The organism is Lysobacter sp. GCM10012299, from assembly GCF_042649405.1.
Classification (GTDB): domain Bacteria; phylum Pseudomonadota; class Gammaproteobacteria; order Xanthomonadales; family Xanthomonadaceae; genus Lysobacter_J.
This window is the reverse complement of the sequence record NZ_JBHRZC010000001.1, coordinates 598253-615978: the sequence shown is the minus strand read 5'-3', so window position 1 is coordinate 615978 and position 17726 is coordinate 598253. Positions and strand designations below refer to the sequence as shown.

The 17726-nt window shown below is 67.5% G+C and carries 15 protein-coding genes; 4 read left to right on the top strand and 11 right to left on the bottom strand.

Annotation, left to right across the window (positions count from 1 at the left end):
* Nucleotides 1–20 precede the first annotated feature (20 nt).
* The 3 genes from ACFOPO_RS03090 to ACFOPO_RS03080 all read right to left on the bottom strand — a co-directional run bounded on the left by ACFOPO_RS03090 (nt 21) and on the right by ACFOPO_RS03080 (nt 1781).
* Complete coding sequence (locus ACFOPO_RS03090; protein WP_386700732.1) at nt 21–560, bottom strand: hypothetical protein; 540 nt, start codon at nt 558–560, stop codon at nt 21–23.
* 114 nt (nt 561–674) lie between these two features.
* Entirely contained in the window at nt 675–953 is a 279-nt protein-coding gene (locus tag ACFOPO_RS03085; protein WP_386700730.1) for a DUF4242 domain-containing protein, read from the bottom strand.
* A 21-nt stretch (nt 954–974) separates the two neighbouring features.
* Nucleotides 975–1781, bottom strand: coding sequence for a methyltransferase domain-containing protein (locus ACFOPO_RS03080; RefSeq protein WP_386700728.1), 807 nt, complete (start codon nt 1779–1781; stop codon nt 975–977).
* Nucleotides 1782–1936: 155 nt separating this feature from the next.
* On the opposite strand from ACFOPO_RS03080, the gene ACFOPO_RS03075 reads away from it, so the two are divergent.
* Entirely contained in the window at nt 1937–2653 is a 717-nt protein-coding gene (locus ACFOPO_RS03075; protein ID WP_386700726.1) for a response regulator, read from the top strand.
* Nucleotides 2654–2748: 95 nt separating this feature from the next.
* On the top strand, nt 2749–5595 hold the full coding sequence (locus ACFOPO_RS03070; RefSeq protein ID WP_386700724.1) for a PAS domain S-box protein: 2847 nt from the start codon (nt 2749–2751) through the stop codon (nt 5593–5595).
* 60 nt (nt 5596–5655) lie between these two features.
* Here the strand turns inward: ACFOPO_RS03070 and ACFOPO_RS03065 are convergent, their stop codons facing one another.
* The gene (locus ACFOPO_RS03065; RefSeq protein ID WP_386700722.1) at nt 5656–8325 is read right to left on the bottom strand and encodes a M1 family metallopeptidase; all 2670 of its coding nucleotides are present in this window, start codon (nt 8323–8325) and stop codon (nt 5656–5658) included.
* Nucleotides 8326–8648: 323 nt separating this feature from the next.
* Here ACFOPO_RS03065 and ACFOPO_RS03060 point away from each other — a divergent pair, with 323 nt between their 5' ends.
* Entirely contained in the window at nt 8649–10367 is a 1719-nt protein-coding gene (locus ACFOPO_RS03060; RefSeq protein ID WP_386700720.1) for a mechanosensitive ion channel family protein, read from the top strand.
* Nucleotides 10368–10492: 125 nt separating this feature from the next.
* Complete coding sequence (locus tag ACFOPO_RS03055; protein ID WP_386700718.1) at nt 10493–10885, top strand: hypothetical protein; 393 nt, start codon at nt 10493–10495, stop codon at nt 10883–10885.
* 76 nt (nt 10886–10961) lie between these two features.
* On the opposite strand, the gene ACFOPO_RS03050 is transcribed toward ACFOPO_RS03055, so the two are convergent.
* From ACFOPO_RS03050 to miaA, 7 genes are all read right to left on the bottom strand, one after another.
* Nucleotides 10962–12254: an adenylosuccinate synthase gene (locus ACFOPO_RS03050; protein ID WP_200609360.1), complete on the bottom strand. Its 1293-nt coding sequence runs from the start codon at nt 12252–12254 to the stop codon at nt 10962–10964.
* 212 nt (nt 12255–12466) lie between these two features.
* Nucleotides 12467–12655 (bottom strand): DUF2065 domain-containing protein, encoded by a 189-nt coding sequence (locus tag ACFOPO_RS03045; RefSeq protein ID WP_386700716.1) that lies wholly within the window; start codon nt 12653–12655, stop codon nt 12467–12469.
* 15 nt (nt 12656–12670) lie between these two features.
* Nucleotides 12671–13534, bottom strand: coding sequence for a protease modulator HflC (hflC, locus tag ACFOPO_RS03040; RefSeq protein WP_386700714.1), 864 nt, complete (start codon nt 13532–13534; stop codon nt 12671–12673).
* Nucleotides 13531–14646, bottom strand: a complete 1116-nt coding sequence (gene hflK / locus ACFOPO_RS03035; protein ID WP_386700712.1) for an FtsH protease activity modulator HflK — start codon at nt 14644–14646, stop codon at nt 13531–13533. The genes hflC and hflK overlap by 4 nt, the downstream gene beginning before the upstream one ends.
* 104 nt (nt 14647–14750) lie before the next feature.
* Nucleotides 14751–16085 carry a ribosome rescue GTPase HflX gene (hflX, locus tag ACFOPO_RS03030; RefSeq protein ID WP_386700710.1) on the bottom strand — a complete coding sequence of 445 codons (1335 nt, stop codon included), beginning with the start codon at nt 16083–16085 and terminating at the stop codon, nt 14751–14753.
* Between the two features lie 185 nt (nt 16086–16270).
* Nucleotides 16271–16549 carry an RNA chaperone Hfq gene (hfq, locus tag ACFOPO_RS03025; protein ID WP_386700708.1) on the bottom strand — a complete coding sequence of 93 codons (279 nt, stop codon included), beginning with the start codon at nt 16547–16549 and terminating at the stop codon, nt 16271–16273.
* Nucleotides 16550–16706: 157 nt separating this feature from the next.
* The gene (gene miaA, locus ACFOPO_RS03020; protein ID WP_386700706.1) at nt 16707–17675 is read right to left on the bottom strand and encodes a tRNA (adenosine(37)-N6)-dimethylallyltransferase MiaA; all 969 of its coding nucleotides are present in this window, start codon (nt 17673–17675) and stop codon (nt 16707–16709) included.
* Between the last annotated feature and the right edge of the window lie 51 nt (nt 17676–17726).

Sequence of the window (17726 nt, the reverse complement as noted above, 5' to 3'; positions counted from 1 at the left end):
TGCGGCGTTTTACCGATGGCTCATCGTCGCCGCACCGCCGGTTGGCTGGCCAGCGCCATGCCCAGGCGTGCGGCGGACCGCGCGTTGTCGGCGATGTCGCAACGCGACACCGGCCACACCCGCGACAGGCGCATGCGGGCAATGCATGCAACGGCCTGCCAGCGATCACGGCGGTCGATGCCGGCGTAGACGCTGCTCGACTCGCCTGCAGGCGTGCGATGCGGCGAAGCACCACGACGCGTCCTCGCACCCGGCACGGCCAGCGCCGTGCGCGAGCGCGCCATGCGGAACTGCATGACCTGCTCATGGCTGGGATACACGCGCACGGTCGGGAGATCGAACACGCGTTCCGGTTCTGCGTCCATGGCCACGGCTGGCGCCTCGTCAGGCAGTGGCGTCAGCTCGGGCTCGAGCGTGGCGATCACGCGCACGCCGGGCAGGTCATGTATCGGCATCGTCTGGATCGGCCCATCTCCCACGGGCTGTGCAACCACGCGGGTCGCGATCGAATGAGTGGCAGCGATCATTGCCAGTGCGGAAACCAGGGTCATCACGTTCATGGTGTCATTCCTTTCTATTCGTGGCCGAACGGCGATGCCCTGCCCGCTTTCCCTGGGCCGGGGGCCGAAATGGCCATGCATTGGAGCGGTGAAGCGGTTAAAGGTGGCTCGGAATCAGGCTGGCGACATGGTCGGATCGAGCACCGACTGCACTTCGACGACGGCGTCTGCGGGGAATCCCGCACGTTGCGCGTGTTCGCGGATCAGCGCTTCGTCGCTCGCCAGGTAGACGCAGTAGGTCTTGTCGTTGGCGACGTACGAATGCAGCCACTGCACGCCGGTGCCGAGTTCGTCGAGCACCTGGTTGGAGCGTTGCGCGACATCGCACAGCGCCTCGTAGGGCTCCTTGCCGATGCCATTGATGTTTCTTTCGATGACGTACTTCCTGAGCATGGTGGTTCTCCGGTTGCGGCCTCAGGCCTGCGAAGCGACGGCGTGCGGTTTGACGGCATGCACGTTCACGCCATAGGCGTGCAGCCGGTTGTGGAACTTGCGGTCGACATCCGTGCCGACGAAGGACTCGAAGCGTTCGCAGACGCGGCCGTGCTGCAGGCCGCTGTCGGCGATCAGCTGCAGCAGCGCGGCCTCGGTCGATGCGCCGCCGATGCAGGCCGCCCACAGGTCGGCGTTGCCACGGGCCACCGCCGCCAGCTCGCGATCGACCGCGACGGCACCCAGGTACAGCGCCCCGCCGGGTCGCAGCACGCGCACGACCTCCGACATCAACCGGGGCTTGTCCGGTGCGAGGTTGATGACTCCGTTTGAGATCAGGATGTCGACACTGGCGTCGGCAACCGGCAGGTCCTCGAAGGTGCCTTCATGCAATTCCAGACGATCCAGCAGGCCCGCCTGCGCAGCAGCCGCCATCGCGCAGGCGCGCATGGCCGGAGTCAGGTCGACACCGATCACCCGCCCGCGCGGACCGACCGCGCGCGCCGCCAGCAGCAGGTCCATGCCCGAACCGCAGGCGTGGTCCAGCACGACGCCGCCGGCAGGGATCGTGCCAATCCGAAGCGGATTGCCGACGCCGGAGAAACGCTCGGTGCAGACCGCCGGCAGCGCCGCCAGCGCGGCGGCGTCATAGCCGAGCCGGTGCGCCGCGTAGGCCGCGCCGGTGTGGAAGTGAAAGCGGCTGGCCGGTTCGCGGGCGACCCGCTCATACACGACGCGGACCTGCTGGTTCAGCCGATTGCTGTCGATGGTGAGCGGACAACGGCCCATGACGGCCTCCCAGGTATCGCCGTCGTCGTATGCGTCGGCATGGGGGCCAATCTAGATAGCGCGCGTATCGATCGAATGTCCCTGCGCGGCGGGTTTGTAACAGCTGGTAACCACGGCCGATACTGTCGGCGCGGTTTTGGAGGCAGGAGCAGGTGATGGCGCATACGCCCTGTGTTCTGGTGGTCGATGACGACCAGGCGACCCGCGAGATGCTCGTGGAGGCACTGAGCACGCACGATTTCCGCGCACTGCAGGCCGCCGACGGCGCCGCCATGCGCGCCGAACTCGAACGCGAGGCGCCCGACATCGTCCTGCTCGACATCCGCCTCCCTGGCGAGGACGGCCTGAGCCTGGCACGCTTCCTGCGCGAGCGTTACGACGTCGGCATCATCATGGTCACCGGCTCCGGCGACGTGATCGACCGCATCGTCGGGCTGGAGATCGGCGCGGATGATTACGTCGCCAAGCCATTTGATCCGCGCGAGCTGCTGGCGCGCATCAAGAGCGTGCTGCGCCGCATACAGGCGCGCCCTTCAGAGGCCCCTGCCGCCAGCAGTCCTGGCCGCCGCGTCAGCTTCGGCCGCTGCACCCTGGACCTGGATTCTCACCAGGTGCTCGATGCCGACGGCACCGAAGTGATGGTCACGCACATGGAATTCGACCTGCTGCGCGTGCTGTACGAGCACCCCGGCAAGGCGCTGTCGCGCGACCAGATCCTGACCCTCACACACAATCGTGAATGGGAACCGTTCGACCGCTCGATCGACATCCGCATCGCCCGCTTGCGGCGCAAGGTGGAGATCGACCCGGACAACCCGCGCGCGATCCGCACCGTTCGCGGCGTCGGCTACATGTTCGTGCCCTCCACGTAACCGTCGCCGGCGGAATTGTTTCTGCCGCGTAACAGCGGCCCGCGCCCGTGTTGGGCGCTCCTATACTCGATCCACGCCTGCAGCGGAGCCACGCCATGAATCCCGGCGACCTGTCCAGCAATGCCCTCGCCGACGACCGCGAGCGCGCACTGCGCGACAGCGAACTGCGCCTGCAGCAGGTGCTGGACAACACCTCCGCGGCGGTCTTCGCCAAGGATCGAAGCGGCCGTTACCTGTTCGTCAATCGCGAGTTCGAGCGCCTCACCGGCCACAACGCCGCCGCGCTGATCGGACGCTCCGACCGCGACATCTTCCCCGCCGAACAGGCTGCCGGCCTGCGCCGCAATGACATGCGCGTGCTGCTGGAGGCGCGGGCGATGGAGTTCGAGGAGAGCGGCGTGTTCGCCGGCGAGCAACGCACCTACCTCTCGGCCAAGTTCCCGCTGCTGGATTGCGATGGCGCACCGTATGCCGTCTGCGGCATCGCCACCGACATCACCCGCCGCAAACAGATCGAAAGCGCACTCACCAGTTCCGCGCTGGCGGTGTCGAATGCACGCGGTCGCGATCTGTTCGTCGAGCTGTCGCGCTACCTTGGCGCGATCCTCGATGTCGAGGTCGCGTTCATCGCCGAGATGCGCGAGGAAGACCCGGGCATGATGCGCGTGCTCGCCTTCATCGCCGACGGTGCACCGCGGGGAACCTTCGAGTACGCGCTGGCCAACACCGCCTGTGACACCGTCGTCGGCCACGGCTTCCGCATCTACCCCGCCGGCCTGGGCAGCCTGTTCCCGCTGGACGACGACTTCATCGAACTCGGCGCCGAGAGTTACGCCGGCTACCCGCTCACCGATACCCAAGGTCGCCCGCTGGGATTGATATCGATCGTGTCGCGGCGCCCGCTGGAACAGGCCGAGTTCATCGAGTCGGTGATGAAGATCTTCGCCGTGCGCGCATCGGCCGAGATCGAGAGGCAACGCGGCGACGCAGCGTTGCTGGCCTCGCAGGTCAGCTACCGGCAGATCTTCGAGGCCAGCGAAGACGCGATTGTCGTCTACGACCCGGCCACCGACCGCATCGTCGACGTCAACCCGAAAGCCTGCTCGACCTCCGGCTACAGCCACGACGAACTGCTGCACATTGCCGTCGACAATCTCGGCTCTGGCGAGGCGCCTTACACCGGCGCCGACGCGGCCGCCCACCTGCAGGACGCACAGAAGCACGGTTCGGCCCGCTTCGAATGGCGCCGGCGCAACAAGGACGGCAGCCTGTACTGGGACGAGGTGTTCCTCAAGGCCGCCAGGATCGGCGGCGAGCCGCGGATCCTCGCCTTCACCCGCGACATCACCGAACGCAAGCTTGCCGAAGAGGCCGCGCAGCGCAACGCCGAGCACCTGCGCGCCACCGTCAGTGCCGCGCTCGACTGCATCATTGCCATGGACGAGCACGGCACGATCATCAAGTTCAATCCTGCCGCTGAAACCTGCTTCGGCTATCGCGAGCGCGAAGCACTTGGCCAGTCGCTGGCAGAGCTGATCATTCCCGAGCGTTACCGCGAACGTCATCGCCAGGGAATGCAGCGTTTCCTTGCCGGCGGCCCCGGCCCGTACCTTCAGCGCCGCCTGGAAGTGACCGCACTGCGCGCGGACGGCAGCGAGTTTCCGGCGGAACTGGCCATCGGCGTCGATGAGAGCCCGTCGGGCCGCATCTTCATCGGCTACTTGCGCGACATCACCGAGCGCATCGAGGCCGAGCAACGTCGCGCCCGGCTGGAGGCGCAGCTGCTGCAGGCGAAGAAGATGGAAGCGCTCGGCCACCTCACCGGCGGCATCGCCCACGACTTCAACAACCTGCTGGCCAGCATCATGGGTTACGTCGCGATGGCCAGCGAGCGCACGGCAGGTGGCGGCGATGCGCGTCTGGAGAACTACCTGGGCCACGCGCTGCAATCCTGCGAACGCGCACGCGACCTGATCCAGCAGATGCTCATGTTCAGCCGCGGACAGAAGGGCGAACCGCGCCTGCTCGACCCGGCGCAGTGCATCGAACAGAACCTTGCCGTGCTTCGCCCGAGCATTCCCTGCGAAGTGGACGTGCTGGTCGATACCGTCGCCGGGGCCGGCACCATCTGCTTCGACCCCGTGCAATTCGGCCAGGTCATGCTCAACCTGTGCCTGAATGCCTGCGATGCGATGCAGGGACGCGGTCGACTCGAGATCGGCCTGCATGAGGGGAACGAGGACGGCCGGCTGTGCAGCGCCTGCCAGCAGCCGGTGTCCGGGACCTTCGTCGAGATCGCCATCGCCGACTCCGGCCCCGGCATCGAACCGGCGGTGCTGGAACGCATCTTCGACCCGTTCTTCTCGACCAAGCCACCGGGCAAGGGCGCCGGAATGGGCCTGGCAACCGTGCACGGCATCGTCCACGAGCATGGCGGGCATCTGATCGTCGAATCCGAACCGGGACGCGGCACCCGCTTCCGCGTGCTGGTGCCGATCTGCAAGGCCGACGCCGACGAAGTCGTGCGCCAGCAGCGCGCGACCGCCCCGGCGACCCACCCGCGGCTGCAGGGTCGCGTGCTCGTGGTCGACGACGAGCGCAGCGTTGGCGAGTTCATGTGCGAACTGCTGTCGAGCTGGGGGCTGGAGGCCGACTTCGTCGCCGCGCCTGCGCAGGCACTGGAACGCGTCAAGCAGGCACCCGCGCACTACCAGTTGTTGATCACCGACCACTCGATGCCGTCGATCACCGGCATCCAGCTGGCGCAATCACTGCAGCCGGTCGCGCCGCAGCTTCCGGTGCTGCTCTATACCGGCCTGGCCGATCGTGTCAGCGAACAGGCGCTTCCGTCGAACATGCTGCGGACGGTGCTGCGCAAGCCGATTGACCATGCGCAGCTGGCGCGGGAACTGTCGGCGATCCTGTCCACTTCGATTCAATGAACTCCGGACAAAAAAGGGCCCCGCAAGCGGGGCCCTTTCTCTTTCAACTGCAAGCTGCGATCAGCTGCCGTTCTTCTTCAACCAGGCATCCACCGCCGGCAAGCGCTCATTGCGCACCTTCACCCGATAGATCACGTTGGCGACCGCCGTATTTGCGTCACGACGCGAACCGGCAGCCAGATGCTGCTCTGCATACGACTGGATCTTGCCAACCATCGCCGGATCCAGCGAGCTGTTGGCCAGGCCCGGGTAGTAGCGGCTGCGCGAGGACGAATCCACGCGCTTGTCGACATCGCTCATGTGGCTGATCGCGAAGTCGAACGCCAGCTCCGGATGCTGCGAAGCGACGGCGCGGATCATGCCAGCGCTGTTGGTCGCACCCGGTTCGTCGGTCAGGGCCAGCTCAAGTGCACGCTGGGCCAGCGCCTTGTCCTCGGTCGAGGACAGCATCTGGTACAGCTCGTCCTTCATCAGCGGGGTCTTCTCCGCCTGCGCGGCAGCGTGCAGCTGGTCCCAGGTGGCGGCATCGGCGTGACGCGCGACCACCGCGAGGATGGTCTTGCGCAGTGCGGCCGGCACCGCGGCCGGATCGGTGTCCTGCGCGGCGTAACGACGACGCGCCTCGGCGACCACCTTGTCGTCACCCAGCGAGCTGAGCGTGTCGATCAGGCGCGTGCGCAGGATCTTGACCGGATCGGCCTCGCCCGCCTTCTCGTCCCAGCCGATGCGCGCGAACGCCGGCGCCAGCTGCGCGATGGCGAACTTGCGGAAGCGGGCCTGACGAGCAACATCGCCCTGGTAGTAGTCGTTGAGGCTGTCGAGCTTGCCGGCGATGTCACCCCAGATCTGCGGGTCGGACGCGGCCGGCGTGGCCTTGACCAGGTCGAGGTAGTTCGCCGGCGACTGCAGGCCGGCCAGGCCAAGCGCCCAGGTGTCGCCCATCAGGCCGAGCTGGTCGATCGGTGCCACCTTGGCGAAGCCGGCGCGGATCGATGCGAACTGCTCCGGCGAATACAGCGTGCGGTAGTAACCGCTCTGGCCAGCGTTGACGACGACCGGGCCGCAACCGGGCACTTCAAGCGAACCCGAGCCGCCTTCGACGATCGTGCGCACCGGCTCGCCGCCGACCGCCTGCGCGATCACCGGCACGCGCCACGACAGCGGCTGCTTGTCAGGACGGTCCTTGGTGAACTCGCCCTGTGCCAGCTTGAGCGTGGTCTTGCCGTTGCTGCAGGTCGCCGACTGCACCGTAATCATCGGGATGCCCGGCTGCAGGGTGAAGTCGTGTGCGATGTCGAGGATCGGCTTGCCTGCCGCGGACTGCACCTGCTTCCACAGGTCGTCCGACACGGTGTTGCCGTAGGCGTGCGCCTTCATGTAGTTGCGCACGCCCTCGCGCCAGGCTTCCTCACCAACGTAACCCTCGAGCATGCGGATCACCGCGCCGCCCTTCTGGTAGGTGATGGCGTCGAAGGCCTGGCTGGCCTGTTCGACGGTTTCCACGTGCTGCACCACCGGGTGCGTCGTCGCCACGGCATCGCGGCTCATCGCGCCTTCGCGGCCGGACACGGCATACAGCTGGGTGTTCCATTCCGGATGCAGCTTCTGCGTGGTGCGCGACGCCATCCAGGTGGCGAAGCCTTCGTTGAGCCAGAGGTCGTCCCACCAGCTCATCGTCACCAGGTCACCGAACCACTGGTGGGCGATTTCGTGCGCGGCGACCGAGAACACGCGCTGCTTGTCGGACTGCGTCGAGAACGCCGGGTCGAGCAGCAGGGTGTGCTCGAAGGTGAAGATCGCGCCCCAGTTTTCCATGGCGCTGAAGAACTGGCTGGCACCGGGCGAGGCGACGTTGTCGAGCTTGGGCAGCGGGTACGGCGTGCCGAAGTAGTCGTTGTACTCGCGCAGCACGTCGACCGAGGAATCAAGCGCGAACTTCGCCTGGTCGACGACGCCCTTCTGGGTGATCACGCCGACTTCGGTCTCGCCCATCTTCGCCGTGGCGCGGTCGAACTCGCCGGCGCTGAAGAACAGCAGGTAGGTCGACATCTTCGGCGACTGCGCGAAGCGCACGCGGGTCAGGCCGTTGCCCGCGTCGGTGGTCGACGTGGCCGGCATGTTGCTGACCGCCATCTCGCCGCTCGGCACGGTGGCTTCGAGGGTGAAGGTGGCCTTGTGCGACGGCTCGTCCCACGACGGGATCATGCGGCGCGCATCGGAGTTCTCGAACTGCGTGAACAGTGCGCGCTTCTTGCCGGCCTTGGTGTCGTAGTCGATCGCGAACAGGCCATTGGCCTGGGTGCCGATCTTGCCGGTGTAGTCCATCGCCAGGCGGTAGCTGCCCACGGCGAGCGGCTTGTCGAAGGTGAAGGTCGCGGTCTGCGCGTCGGCGTCCACGCCAACCTTGGCCGCTACGGCCTTGCCCTTGCCGGTGGCGGGCGACAGCTTCGCCGACGCGAAGGTCATGTCGACGGCCTGCAGGGTGATGGTGGCGGTCGGTTCCAGCACGTCCAGCGTGATCGTCACCTGGCCATCGAACGTCAGCGTCTGCGCGTGCGGCGTGATCGCGACGTCGTAATGCGTCGGGCGCACGTTGCGCGGCAGCTGGGTGGTCGTGGCCTGTGCGGCGGCGGTGGTGGTGTTCGACACGGTTGCAGGTGCAGTGGCCATGGCGGTGACGCAGTTGCCGGCCAGTGCCAGCGCGATAGCGGTAACCAGAAAACGACGCATCAACTTCCCCCTGAAAAATCTACGGTGTGATCGGCCCTTGGGGCCTGTAATGGGTCGGTGCGGCAACGGCTGCGTCCCCACGCAGCAACTTGCCCCAGACCGGCTGTGCCGATCCTGCCCGTTGGCAGCTGAGCGCAAAATGACCCGGAACGCCAGCACCGGAAGTCATGCCCGGGTGGTTCCAGGTCACGGTAAGCCGACTGGGCGGGCGCCCCCTTGGCCGTCGCCACGCGCCCTTGACGTCGTTGTGCGGTAAACAGGGACTGCTGTCGCAGGACGTCCAGCCGCGGTACGTGACCGCGACCACGCAGCCGGGGATTCCAATGCCAGGACTTTGGGTAAGCACGGGCAATGATCTTGTGGCGCGGCCTGGCAGGCGCGCGCGCGGGCTGATCCTGGCGATCGTGCTGGCGGGCTTGGCCCTGACCGCGACCGCAGCCCCTCCTCCCGGGCAGACCGACGCCACCTCCACGTCGGACACCGCGCCCGCAGCTCCACCGCCCGCCACCGAAGCGACGATCAAGTTCTTCAACCGCGACATCATGACCCTGCGCGCCCCCCTGCTCGGCCGCTCGGTCGAACTGCGGGCGCGCACGGCCGAAGCCAACATCGCCCGCGTGGTCGAGCAGCCGGGCACCCCGCGCGTGGCGTTCCAGGAGATCCCGCAGGGATCGATGGTCATGCTCGGCGGCCAGCTGGTGGCGATGCTGACACCCGGCGACCTCGACTCGCTCAACCACCAGACCATGGCCCAGGCGCGCGCCCAGGTCGCACGCAACCTCGGCGAAGCCGTGGCTGCAGCGGAGCGTGACCACGCGCCGCGGCAATTGATCAACGGCGTGCTGATGTCATTGCTGGCGACCGTCGTCGCCGTGCTGGCGATCCTGGTGCTGGCGTGGGTGCGACGGCAGATCGAATCGCGATTCCAGCGCTGGATCGAAGTACGCGTGCAGACGCTGCGCCAGGAGTCCACGCGCCATGTCGTCACCAGCATGCGCACCTTCATCAACTGGTTCAAACGCCTGGTGATCTGGCTGATTGCGCTGCTCGTGCTGGAAGAATGGCTGCGCTTCGTGCTGGGCCAGTTCGGCTTCACCCAGCCGTGGTCGCAACGCATGACCGGCTGGATCGTCGACCTGCTCTCGGGCTGGGGCCAGGCGATCGCCGGCGCCGTGCCGGGCCTGGTGGCGGCGTTCGTGATCCTGTTCCTCGCCCGCGTCCTTGCCAACACCCTGAGCATGACCTTCCGCGCCGTGGAGAGCGGCCGCTTCCAGTTGTTCGGCATCGATGACCAGCTCGCCGAACCCACGCGCAAGTTGCTGGTGGCGGTGATCTGGCTGTTCGGCATCGCCATGGCCTACCCGTACCTGCCCGGTGCGCAGACCGATGCGTTCAAGGGTTTGAGCGTGCTGGTCGGCCTGATGATCTCGCTGGGCGCATCGAGCATCGTCGGCCAGGCCGCCGGCGGATTCACGCTGCTCTATGCCCGCACAATGACCGTCGGCGACCTGGTGCGGATCGGCGAGGTCGAAGGCCAGGTCCTGCAGATCGGTCTGTTCACGACGCGGCTGCGCAACCTGATGGGCGTGGAGATCAGCATCCCCAACAACGTCGTGCTGGGTGGCCAGCTGCACAACTATTCGCGCAATCCCGATGGCCCCGGCCTGTGGCTGGAAACCGGCGTGACCATCGGCTACGACTCGCCGTGGCGACAGGTGCACCGGCTGCTGCTGGGCGCGGCGGCGAAGACCGCGAAGATCCAGCAAACGCCGGCGCCGTATGTCCTGCAGACGGCGCTGTCGGACTTCTATGTCGAATACAAATTGCGTGCACGCATCCTCGAGCCGTTCCTGCGTCCGTTCGTGTTGACCGAACTGCATTCCAACATCCAGGACGCGTTCAACGAGGCCGGCGTGCAGATCATGTCGCCCAACTACGAAGCCGACCCGGAGCAACCCAAGATGGTCGAGCCGGCCCACTGGGAAGGCATACCGTCGCCGCTGCAGGCGCAGGCGGCGACGCGGACGCCTTCGGGCGACTGAGGCCACTCCCGGACCCATTCAGCCCATGGCAGCGCGCGCGAGGCCGGCATTCGGACCGGTTTGGCATCGCGCTGCCCTAGCGGGCCGGGGCATCATTCCAGATCACGATCCGCCTGGACTTCCGCATGAGCACCACCCCCGACTTCGCCGCAGGCCAGCTCTGGCGCTGCACCGGCCGCACGCCCACCGAGACGCCGACGCTGCTGATCAACCGCGTCGACCAGCACCCGCTCGGCGGCGAGATCTTCCACATCACGGTTCGCAACGTGAAGATCCGCCACCCCGGCCTGCCGTCCGGAATGCTGACCGAACTGCCGCACCTGCCGGTGACGCGGGCGACGCTGGAAGCCAGCGTGATCGCTTACGAAGGTGAGCAGCCGCCCTACCCCGCATATCTGAAGGGCTACGCGGAGTGGAAGCAGGCGTTCGATGCCGGCAAGGCCGGCTCGTTTGGCGTCAGCCTGGCCGAGGTGCTGGGCATCGTGGAGCAGGGTCTGACCGGACAGGCGCCGCGCTGAAGCGAAGCGGCATCGGCTCCCCGAAAAAAAAGCCCCGCATGCGCGGGGCTTTTTCGTTGCGCGGCTTGCGACCTGATCAGGCGAACGGATCCTGCAGCACGATGTTGGCGTCGCGGTCCGGACCGGTCGAGACGATCGCCAGCGGGCAACCGGCCAGCTCTTCCAGCGCACGCAGGTACGCACGCGCAGCAGCCGGCAGCTTGTCCCACTCGGTGACGTTGTGGGTGTTCTCTTCCCAGCCCGGGAACTCCAGGTACACCGGCGTGCACTCTTCCCAGCCGGCCGCGTCGAGCGGCGCGTACTCGGTGCGCTTGCCGCGGTACTCGTATGCGATGCAAATCTTCAGCTTCTCCATGCCGTCGAGCACGTCGAGCTTGGTGATGCACAGGCCGGTGATGCCATTGACCGCGACGGCACGACGCAGCGCGACGATGTCCATCCAGCCGCAGCGACGCGGGCGGCCGGTGGTGGCGCCGTACTCCTGGCCGCGGTCACGCAGGCCCTGGCCGACGTCGTCGTCGAGCTCGGTCGGGAACGGACCACCGCCCACGCGCGTGGCGTAGGCCTTGGCGATGCCGAGCACGTAGTCGATCGCGTCCGCGCCCACGCCGGTACCGGCATACGCGCCGCCGACGGTGGTGTTGGACGAGGTCACGTACGGATAGGTGCCGTGGTCGATGTCGAGCAGAGAACCCTGCGCGCCTTCGAACAGTACGCGCTTGCCCTGCTTGCGCAGCTCGTGAAGGATGCCGGCGACGTCGGACTTCATCGGCTCGACGTACTCGCCGAACGCCAGCGCCTCATCGAGCGTCTTCTGGAAGTCGACCGCCTCCACGCCCAGGTACTTGGTCAGGACGAAGTTGTGGTAGTCCATCGTGCTGCGCAGCTTCTCGGCGAGCTGCTGCGGGTAATGCAGGTCGGCGATGCGGATGCCGCGACGCGCCACCTTGTCTTCATACGCCGGACCGATGCCGCGGCCGGTGGTGCCGATGGCCTTGCCGCCGGCGGCCTTCTCGCGGGCCTGATCCAGGGCGATGTGGTACGGCATGATCAGCGGCGTGGCCGGGCTGATTTTCAGGCGCGAGCGCACTTCGACGCCGTTGCTTTCGAGCTCGCCGATTTCCTTCTGCAGCGCGGCCGGGGACAGCACGACGCCGTTGCCGATCAGGCACAGCGCGTCGGGGCGCAGGATGCCGGACGGAATCAGGTGCAGGACGGTCTTCTTGCCGCCGATGACGAGGGTATGGCCGGCATTGTGGCCACCCTGGAAGCGCACGACGGCACCGATTTCCTTGGTGAGCAGATCGACGATCTTGCCCTTGCCTTCATCGCCCCACTGGGCACCGAGAACGACGACTGACTGACCCATTGCCAAGCTCCTGACTGCGTTGCATTGAGAACCGGCGCGAGGGCCGGGCTGCCGCGCTCGCCTCATCGGAGGGACGCGCAAACAGCAAGAAAGCCGGCGGGGCGCTGGGCCCCGTCCGGCTTTTGTGCATTATCCGGGTTTTAGGGGGCCGGGGCCACCCCGAAAGCGGGATTGGACAGATTGGGTGCGGTCTTCGCGCCGCCGTCACATGGCTACAGCCGCACCAGCCACAACGACAGCAGGCCCAGCCCCACCACGACCGCACCGACCACCCGCAGGTGGCGGTCCGGCAATGCGTGCAGCTGCTCGGCGGCGCGCTTCCAGCCGCGTGGCGCGACGAAGAGGAACAACCCCTCCAGCACCGCCACCAGGCATATCGCCGACAACAGCTCCAGCAACATCGTTCAGGTGCCCGGTCAGCGGTCCGACTTGAGGTACTGCAGGAACGGATCGTCGCGGTCGAGGACGATCACGCCCTCGCCGTCGGCAAACGCCTTGCGGTACGCCTCCAGGCTGCGCTGGAACGCATAGAAGGACGGATCACGGTTGGCCGCCTGCGCATACAGGCGCGTGGCCTCGGCATCGCCCTCGCCGCGCAGCTTCTGCGCATCGCGCTCGGCTTCGGCGACGATCACCAGCTTCTCGCGGTCGGCCTGGGCGCGGATCGCCTGGGCCTGCTCGACGCCTTCGGCGCGCAGCTGGCTGGCCACCTGCAGGCGCTGGCTTCGCATCTGGTTGTAAACGGAGCCGAGCACGTTGCTGTCCTGCGGCAGTTCGATGCGCTTGATGCGGATGTCGACGATCTTCACGCCCAGCGTGGCAGCGCCGACGTTGATCGCATCGAGCTGCTTGCCGATCACCGAGGTGCGATCGCCGGAAACCACCTGCTGCAGCGTGCGCGCGTTGATCTCGTTGCGCAGCGAATCCTTGATGATCGGCGCCAGGCGGTCGACCGCGGTGACCTCGTCACCACCGGTGGCGCGGTAGAACGCGCGCGAATTCTCGATCCGGCCCAGTGCGAAGAAGTCGACGCTGACGTTCTGCTTGTCGGCCGTCAGGTAACGCTCGGGTTCGGCATCGAGCACCTGCAGGCGACGGTCGAACACGCGTGCCGTCTCGACCAGCGGCCACTTGAAGTGCAGGCCCGGACCGATGTCGGTACGCACGACGCGACCGAGGTTGAGCACGATCGCGGTACGGCCCTCGGTGACCACGAACATCGAGCCGAGCAGCGCGAACAGCGCGGCAACCACGGCGGCAATCCAAAGGGAGAATCTCATCGCGTCACCTCATCGCGACCGGTCGGCCGGGTCGGTCGTGCGCCGCGACCGCTGTCGCCGGGCTCGGTGGTAATGGTCGGGGGCAACAGGTCCGGCGTCAGCAACGGAGCACCCGTCGCGGCCGGGCCGCTGCGCTTGTCGGGCATCGGCACGTAGATCAACTGGCGCGAATCGCCGCCGATGATCTTGCGGTTGTCGCTCAGCACGTCCTGCAGCGTGTCCAGCCACAGGCGCTTGCGGGTGACGTCCGGTGCGGCCTTGTACTGCTCGACCAGCAACGAGAAGCGGTTGGCGTCACCTTCGGCACGGGCGACCGAGGAGGTCTTGTAGCCTTCGGCCGCGGTGCGCACGCGCGATGCTTCACCGCGTGCTTCCGGCACGACCTGCTTGGCGTAGGCCTGGGCCTGGTTGATCGCGGTGGTCTTGTCGGCGGCGGCGCGCTGGACTTCGTCGAACGCGTCCTTGACCTCGTCCGGCGGACGCGCGTTGGGCAGGTTGAGTTCGGTCACGACCAGGCCGGTGCGGTAGTCCTGCAACGATGCCTGCAGGCGCTGGCGCACGGTCACGGTCAGCTCCGAGCGTGCGTTGAGCACGGTGTCCAGGTCGGAACGGCCGACCTGTTCGCGCACGGCGCTCTGCGCGGCTTCCTTCAGCACGCGGTCGGCATCGCGCGAACCGAACAGGTACAGCTGCGGATCGCCGATGCGGTACTGCACGTTGATCTCGACGTTCACCATGTTGGCGTCACGCGTGAACACCGGCACGGTATCGCTGTAGGCGTTGCTCTGGGTGGCGTTGACCTTGGTCACGCGCTCGATCGGCCACGGCGCCTTGAAGTGCGGGCCCGGCTGCAGCACGCGCGAGAACTGGCCGAAGCGCAGGACCACGCCGCGCTCCTGCTCGGTCACCAGCACGAAGCAGTTGAACACCAGCCACAGGCCAACGACGATGCCGGCCCAGCGCAGGAGGTTGCTGCCACCGCCGGCGCCACCGCCGAAGAGGCCGCGCAGGGGGTCGAGCAAGGCATCCAGGCCGCGGCCATTGGGTCTGCGCCGCGGGGTTCGACCGTCCGAACCGCCGGAATTGTCGCTGCCAGGTGTGTTCCAGGCCATGCCTGCTCCAAAAGGGGGATACGTCCGCAACCGCGTTCAGCCATGCGGGCGTGGGTCGATTCTAGGTGGGGGTGCGACGGGTCTCAAGCAAGGCGATGGCCGGCTCAGGCGGCATCATCGCTCTCTTCGGGCGGCAAAAGGGGCCTGAGGACCTCGCCGTGCGCCTGTACGAACAGGCGCTGGGCGTCGGCCAGGGCCAGGTCGACGTTGATCACCCAGCCGTGTTCGTCGTGGTCCTCGCCGCGGACCGCACCCAGTTCGTGCAGGCGTGCACGCAGGCGCGCCGCCTGTGGCGGCAGGCGCAACTCGCCGCTGACGTGGCGCAGTTCCAGTGCTTCGGCCAGCCCTTCGCGCAGCAGCTCCAGGCCGCGGCCATCGCGCGCCGACAGCCACACCCGCAGGCGCCCCTCGGCCGGACGATCCAGGCGCGGCTGCACCGGCTCGTCGCCCTCGCTGCCATCGCCGCCATGCCCGAGCTTGTCGATCTTGTTGAACACCAGCAGCTGCGGCAGGTCGCCTGCGCCGATGTCCTTGAGCACCGCATCGACCTGGGCAATGCGCTCGTCGCGCAGCGGGTCGGCGGCATCGACCACGTGGATCAGCAGGTCGGCCTCGCGCGCTTCCGACAACGTCGAGCGGAACGCGGCCACCAGTTCGTGCGGCAGGTCGCGGACGAAGCCGACGGTATCGGCCAGCACGACGTTGCCGCCCGACAACTCGATGCGACGCACGGTCGGATCGAGCGTGGCGAACAACTGGTCGGCGGCATAGGCCTCGGCGCCGGTCATGGCATTGAACAACGTCGACTTGCCGGCATTGGTGTAGCCCACCAGGGCCACGCGCGGCATCTCGCTGCGCATGCGCGCACGGCGCATCTGGGTGCGCTGCACTTCGACCTTTTCCAGGCGCTTCTGCAATTGTTCCAGGCGCTTCTGCAGCAGGCGACGGTCGGTTTCCAGCTGCGTTTCACCGGGACCGCGCAGGCCGATCGAACCACCGCGCTGGCGCTCCAGGTGGGTCCAGCCGCGAACCAGCCGCGTGGCCATGTGCTTGAGCTGCGCCAGCTCGACCTGCAGTTTGCCGTCGTGGCTGTGCGCACGCTGGGCAAAGATGTCGAGGATCAGGCCGGTGCGGTCGACCACGCGGCGCTTGAGCTCGCGCTCGAGATTGCGCTCCTGGCCGGGCGATAGCGGATGGTTGACCAGGATCAGGTCGGCGCCGGTGGCTTCGGCCGCGGCCTTGACCTCTTCCAGCTTGCCGCTGCCGATCAGCATCGCCGCGTTGGGCCGGTCGATGCGCGCGGTCAGCACCGCCGCCACCGTGGCACCGGCCGAGCGGGCCAGGTCGGCGAACTCTTCCAGCAGGCCCTCGTCCGGCGGACCGCCGGCATGGGGCTGGATCAACAGTGCGTGTTCGCCTTTGCGGGATCTTTCAAACAAGCGGGGTCATGCCTGATCGGGGGACAGGATCACAAGATGGGCATGGCGAGCCCGCCAAACAAGGGCATCACCGCTAATGGCCGCATGGGATGGACCCAGCCCCCGCCGATGCGGCAGGGACCAAGGCCTGGCAGTGCACGGCCGACCGGGGCCGAGGCCCCACTGGCACATGAAACCTGGCCGGCTTATTCGGCCTCGTCGGCGTGGCCTTCGCCGTCGCCCTCGGAGGACTGCACGTAGCCGCCGCCCGGCCCGACGCGGACATTGCGCGCCGGCACGACGGTGGAGATGGCGTGCTTGTAGACCATCTGGCTCACGGTGTTGCGCAACAGCACCACGAACTGGTCGAACGACTCGATGGTGCCCTGCAGCTTGATGCCGTTGACCAGGTAAACCGAAACCGGCACGCGTTCACGACGCAACGCATTCAGGAAAGGATCCTGCAAAGATTGTCCCTTGGACATGGTGTAGTTCCCCAACTCGTTCTAGTTATAAGGGCAGCCTGGCACAGGAGCATATGCGGCCGCAGTCGCCGGAACCTGTCCCCACAGCGGCGACCGGGTCTGATGGTAGCGCAATCCCCCCGCGCGCACCGCACCAGCTCCACCCTCCTTTCGTAGGTCAAACCCCCGCCGGGCTGTCCATGAACATCGCCCGGGCCCGCTCCAGCGCCGCACGCTGCCGTTGTGGGTCGAACCACTGCGCGTCGAGCTCGCCGCGCAGCCAGGTCAGCTGGCGCTTGGCCAGCTGGCGGGTGGCGAAAATGCCCAGCTCGCGCATCCGCGCGGCCGAACTGGCGCCGTCCAGATGCTCCCAGGCCTGGCGATAGCCGACCGCGCGCAGGGCCGGCAACTCCAGGGGGCGCGGCTGCGAGGCCAGCTCCGGCAACGCGCGCAGGCCGCGGACTTCGTCAAGGAAGCCATCGGCCAGCATCTGGTCGAAGCGCCGCTCGATGCGCGCATGCAACAGCGCGCGGTCGTCCGGTGCAAGCACGAGCTTGAGCACCCGCAAGGGCAACCGCGGCACCTGTGCGCGGTCGCGCCGCCAATCGCTGATGCTGCGCCCGGACAACCGGTGCACCTCCAGCGCACGCTGGATGCGCTGGGCGTCGGTGGCGTGGATGCGGGCCGCGGCCTCCGGGTCGATCGCGGCCAGGTCCGCATGCAACGCGGCCCACCCCCGCTCGCCGGCCTCGGCCTCCAGCTGTGCCCGGGTGGCCGGGTCGGCCTCCGGCATCGGCGACAGTCCCTGCAGCAGCGCGTGGAAGTAGAGGCCGGTGCCGCCGGCGAGGATCGGCAGCCGTCCCCGCGACACGATGTCGTCCAGGGCCCGCCGAGCATCCGTGGCGAACTCGGCGGCCGAGTACGGCTGCCAGGGTTCGCGGAGGTCGACCAGATGGTGCGGCACCCGGGCCAGTTCGTCGGCGCTGGGCTTGGCCGCGCCGATGTCGAGGCGGCGATAGACCAGGGCGGAATCGACACTGACGATCTCGCCGCCATGGCGTTGCGCCCATTCCAGCGCAAGCGCGGTCTTGCCCGACGCGGTCGGGCCCATCAGGGCTATGGCGACTGGGCGCGAGTCAGCGGGCATGGCACGCAGGCATGGCGAGGCACGGATGTAGCGGAGGCGTAGCCTCGCACA

Excerpts from the sequence above, each read along its gene's own strand:
- ACFOPO_RS03090 (WP_386700732.1), bottom strand. The coding sequence starts at position 560 with ATGAACGTGATGACCCTGGTTTCCGCACTGGCAATGATCGCTGCCACT.
- ACFOPO_RS03085 (WP_386700730.1), bottom strand. The coding sequence starts at position 953 with ATGCTCAGGAAGTACGTCATCGAAAGAAACATCAATGGCATCGGCAAG.
- ACFOPO_RS03080 (WP_386700728.1), bottom strand. The coding sequence starts at position 1,781 with ATGGGCCGTTGTCCGCTCACCATCGACAGCAATCGGCTGAACCAGCAG.
- ACFOPO_RS03075 (WP_386700726.1), top strand. The coding sequence starts at position 1,937 with ATGGCGCATACGCCCTGTGTTCTGGTGGTCGATGACGACCAGGCGACC.
- ACFOPO_RS03070 (WP_386700724.1), top strand. The coding sequence starts at position 2,749 with ATGAATCCCGGCGACCTGTCCAGCAATGCCCTCGCCGACGACCGCGAG.
- ACFOPO_RS03065 (WP_386700722.1), bottom strand. The coding sequence starts at position 8,325 with ATGCGTCGTTTTCTGGTTACCGCTATCGCGCTGGCACTGGCCGGCAAC.
- ACFOPO_RS03060 (WP_386700720.1), top strand. The coding sequence starts at position 8,649 with ATGCCAGGACTTTGGGTAAGCACGGGCAATGATCTTGTGGCGCGGCCT.
- ACFOPO_RS03055 (WP_386700718.1), top strand. The coding sequence starts at position 10,493 with ATGAGCACCACCCCCGACTTCGCCGCAGGCCAGCTCTGGCGCTGCACC.
- ACFOPO_RS03050 (WP_200609360.1), bottom strand. The coding sequence starts at position 12,254 with ATGGGTCAGTCAGTCGTCGTTCTCGGTGCCCAGTGGGGCGATGAAGGC.
- ACFOPO_RS03045 (WP_386700716.1), bottom strand. The coding sequence starts at position 12,655 with ATGTTGCTGGAGCTGTTGTCGGCGATATGCCTGGTGGCGGTGCTGGAG.
- hflC (WP_386700714.1), bottom strand. The coding sequence starts at position 13,534 with ATGAGATTCTCCCTTTGGATTGCCGCCGTGGTTGCCGCGCTGTTCGCG.
- hflK (WP_386700712.1), bottom strand. The coding sequence starts at position 14,646 with ATGGCCTGGAACACACCTGGCAGCGACAATTCCGGCGGTTCGGACGGT.
- hfq (WP_386700708.1), bottom strand. The coding sequence starts at position 16,549 with ATGTCCAAGGGACAATCTTTGCAGGATCCTTTCCTGAATGCGTTGCGT.
- miaA (WP_386700706.1), bottom strand. The coding sequence starts at position 17,675 with ATGCCCGCTGACTCGCGCCCAGTCGCCATAGCCCTGATGGGCCCGACC.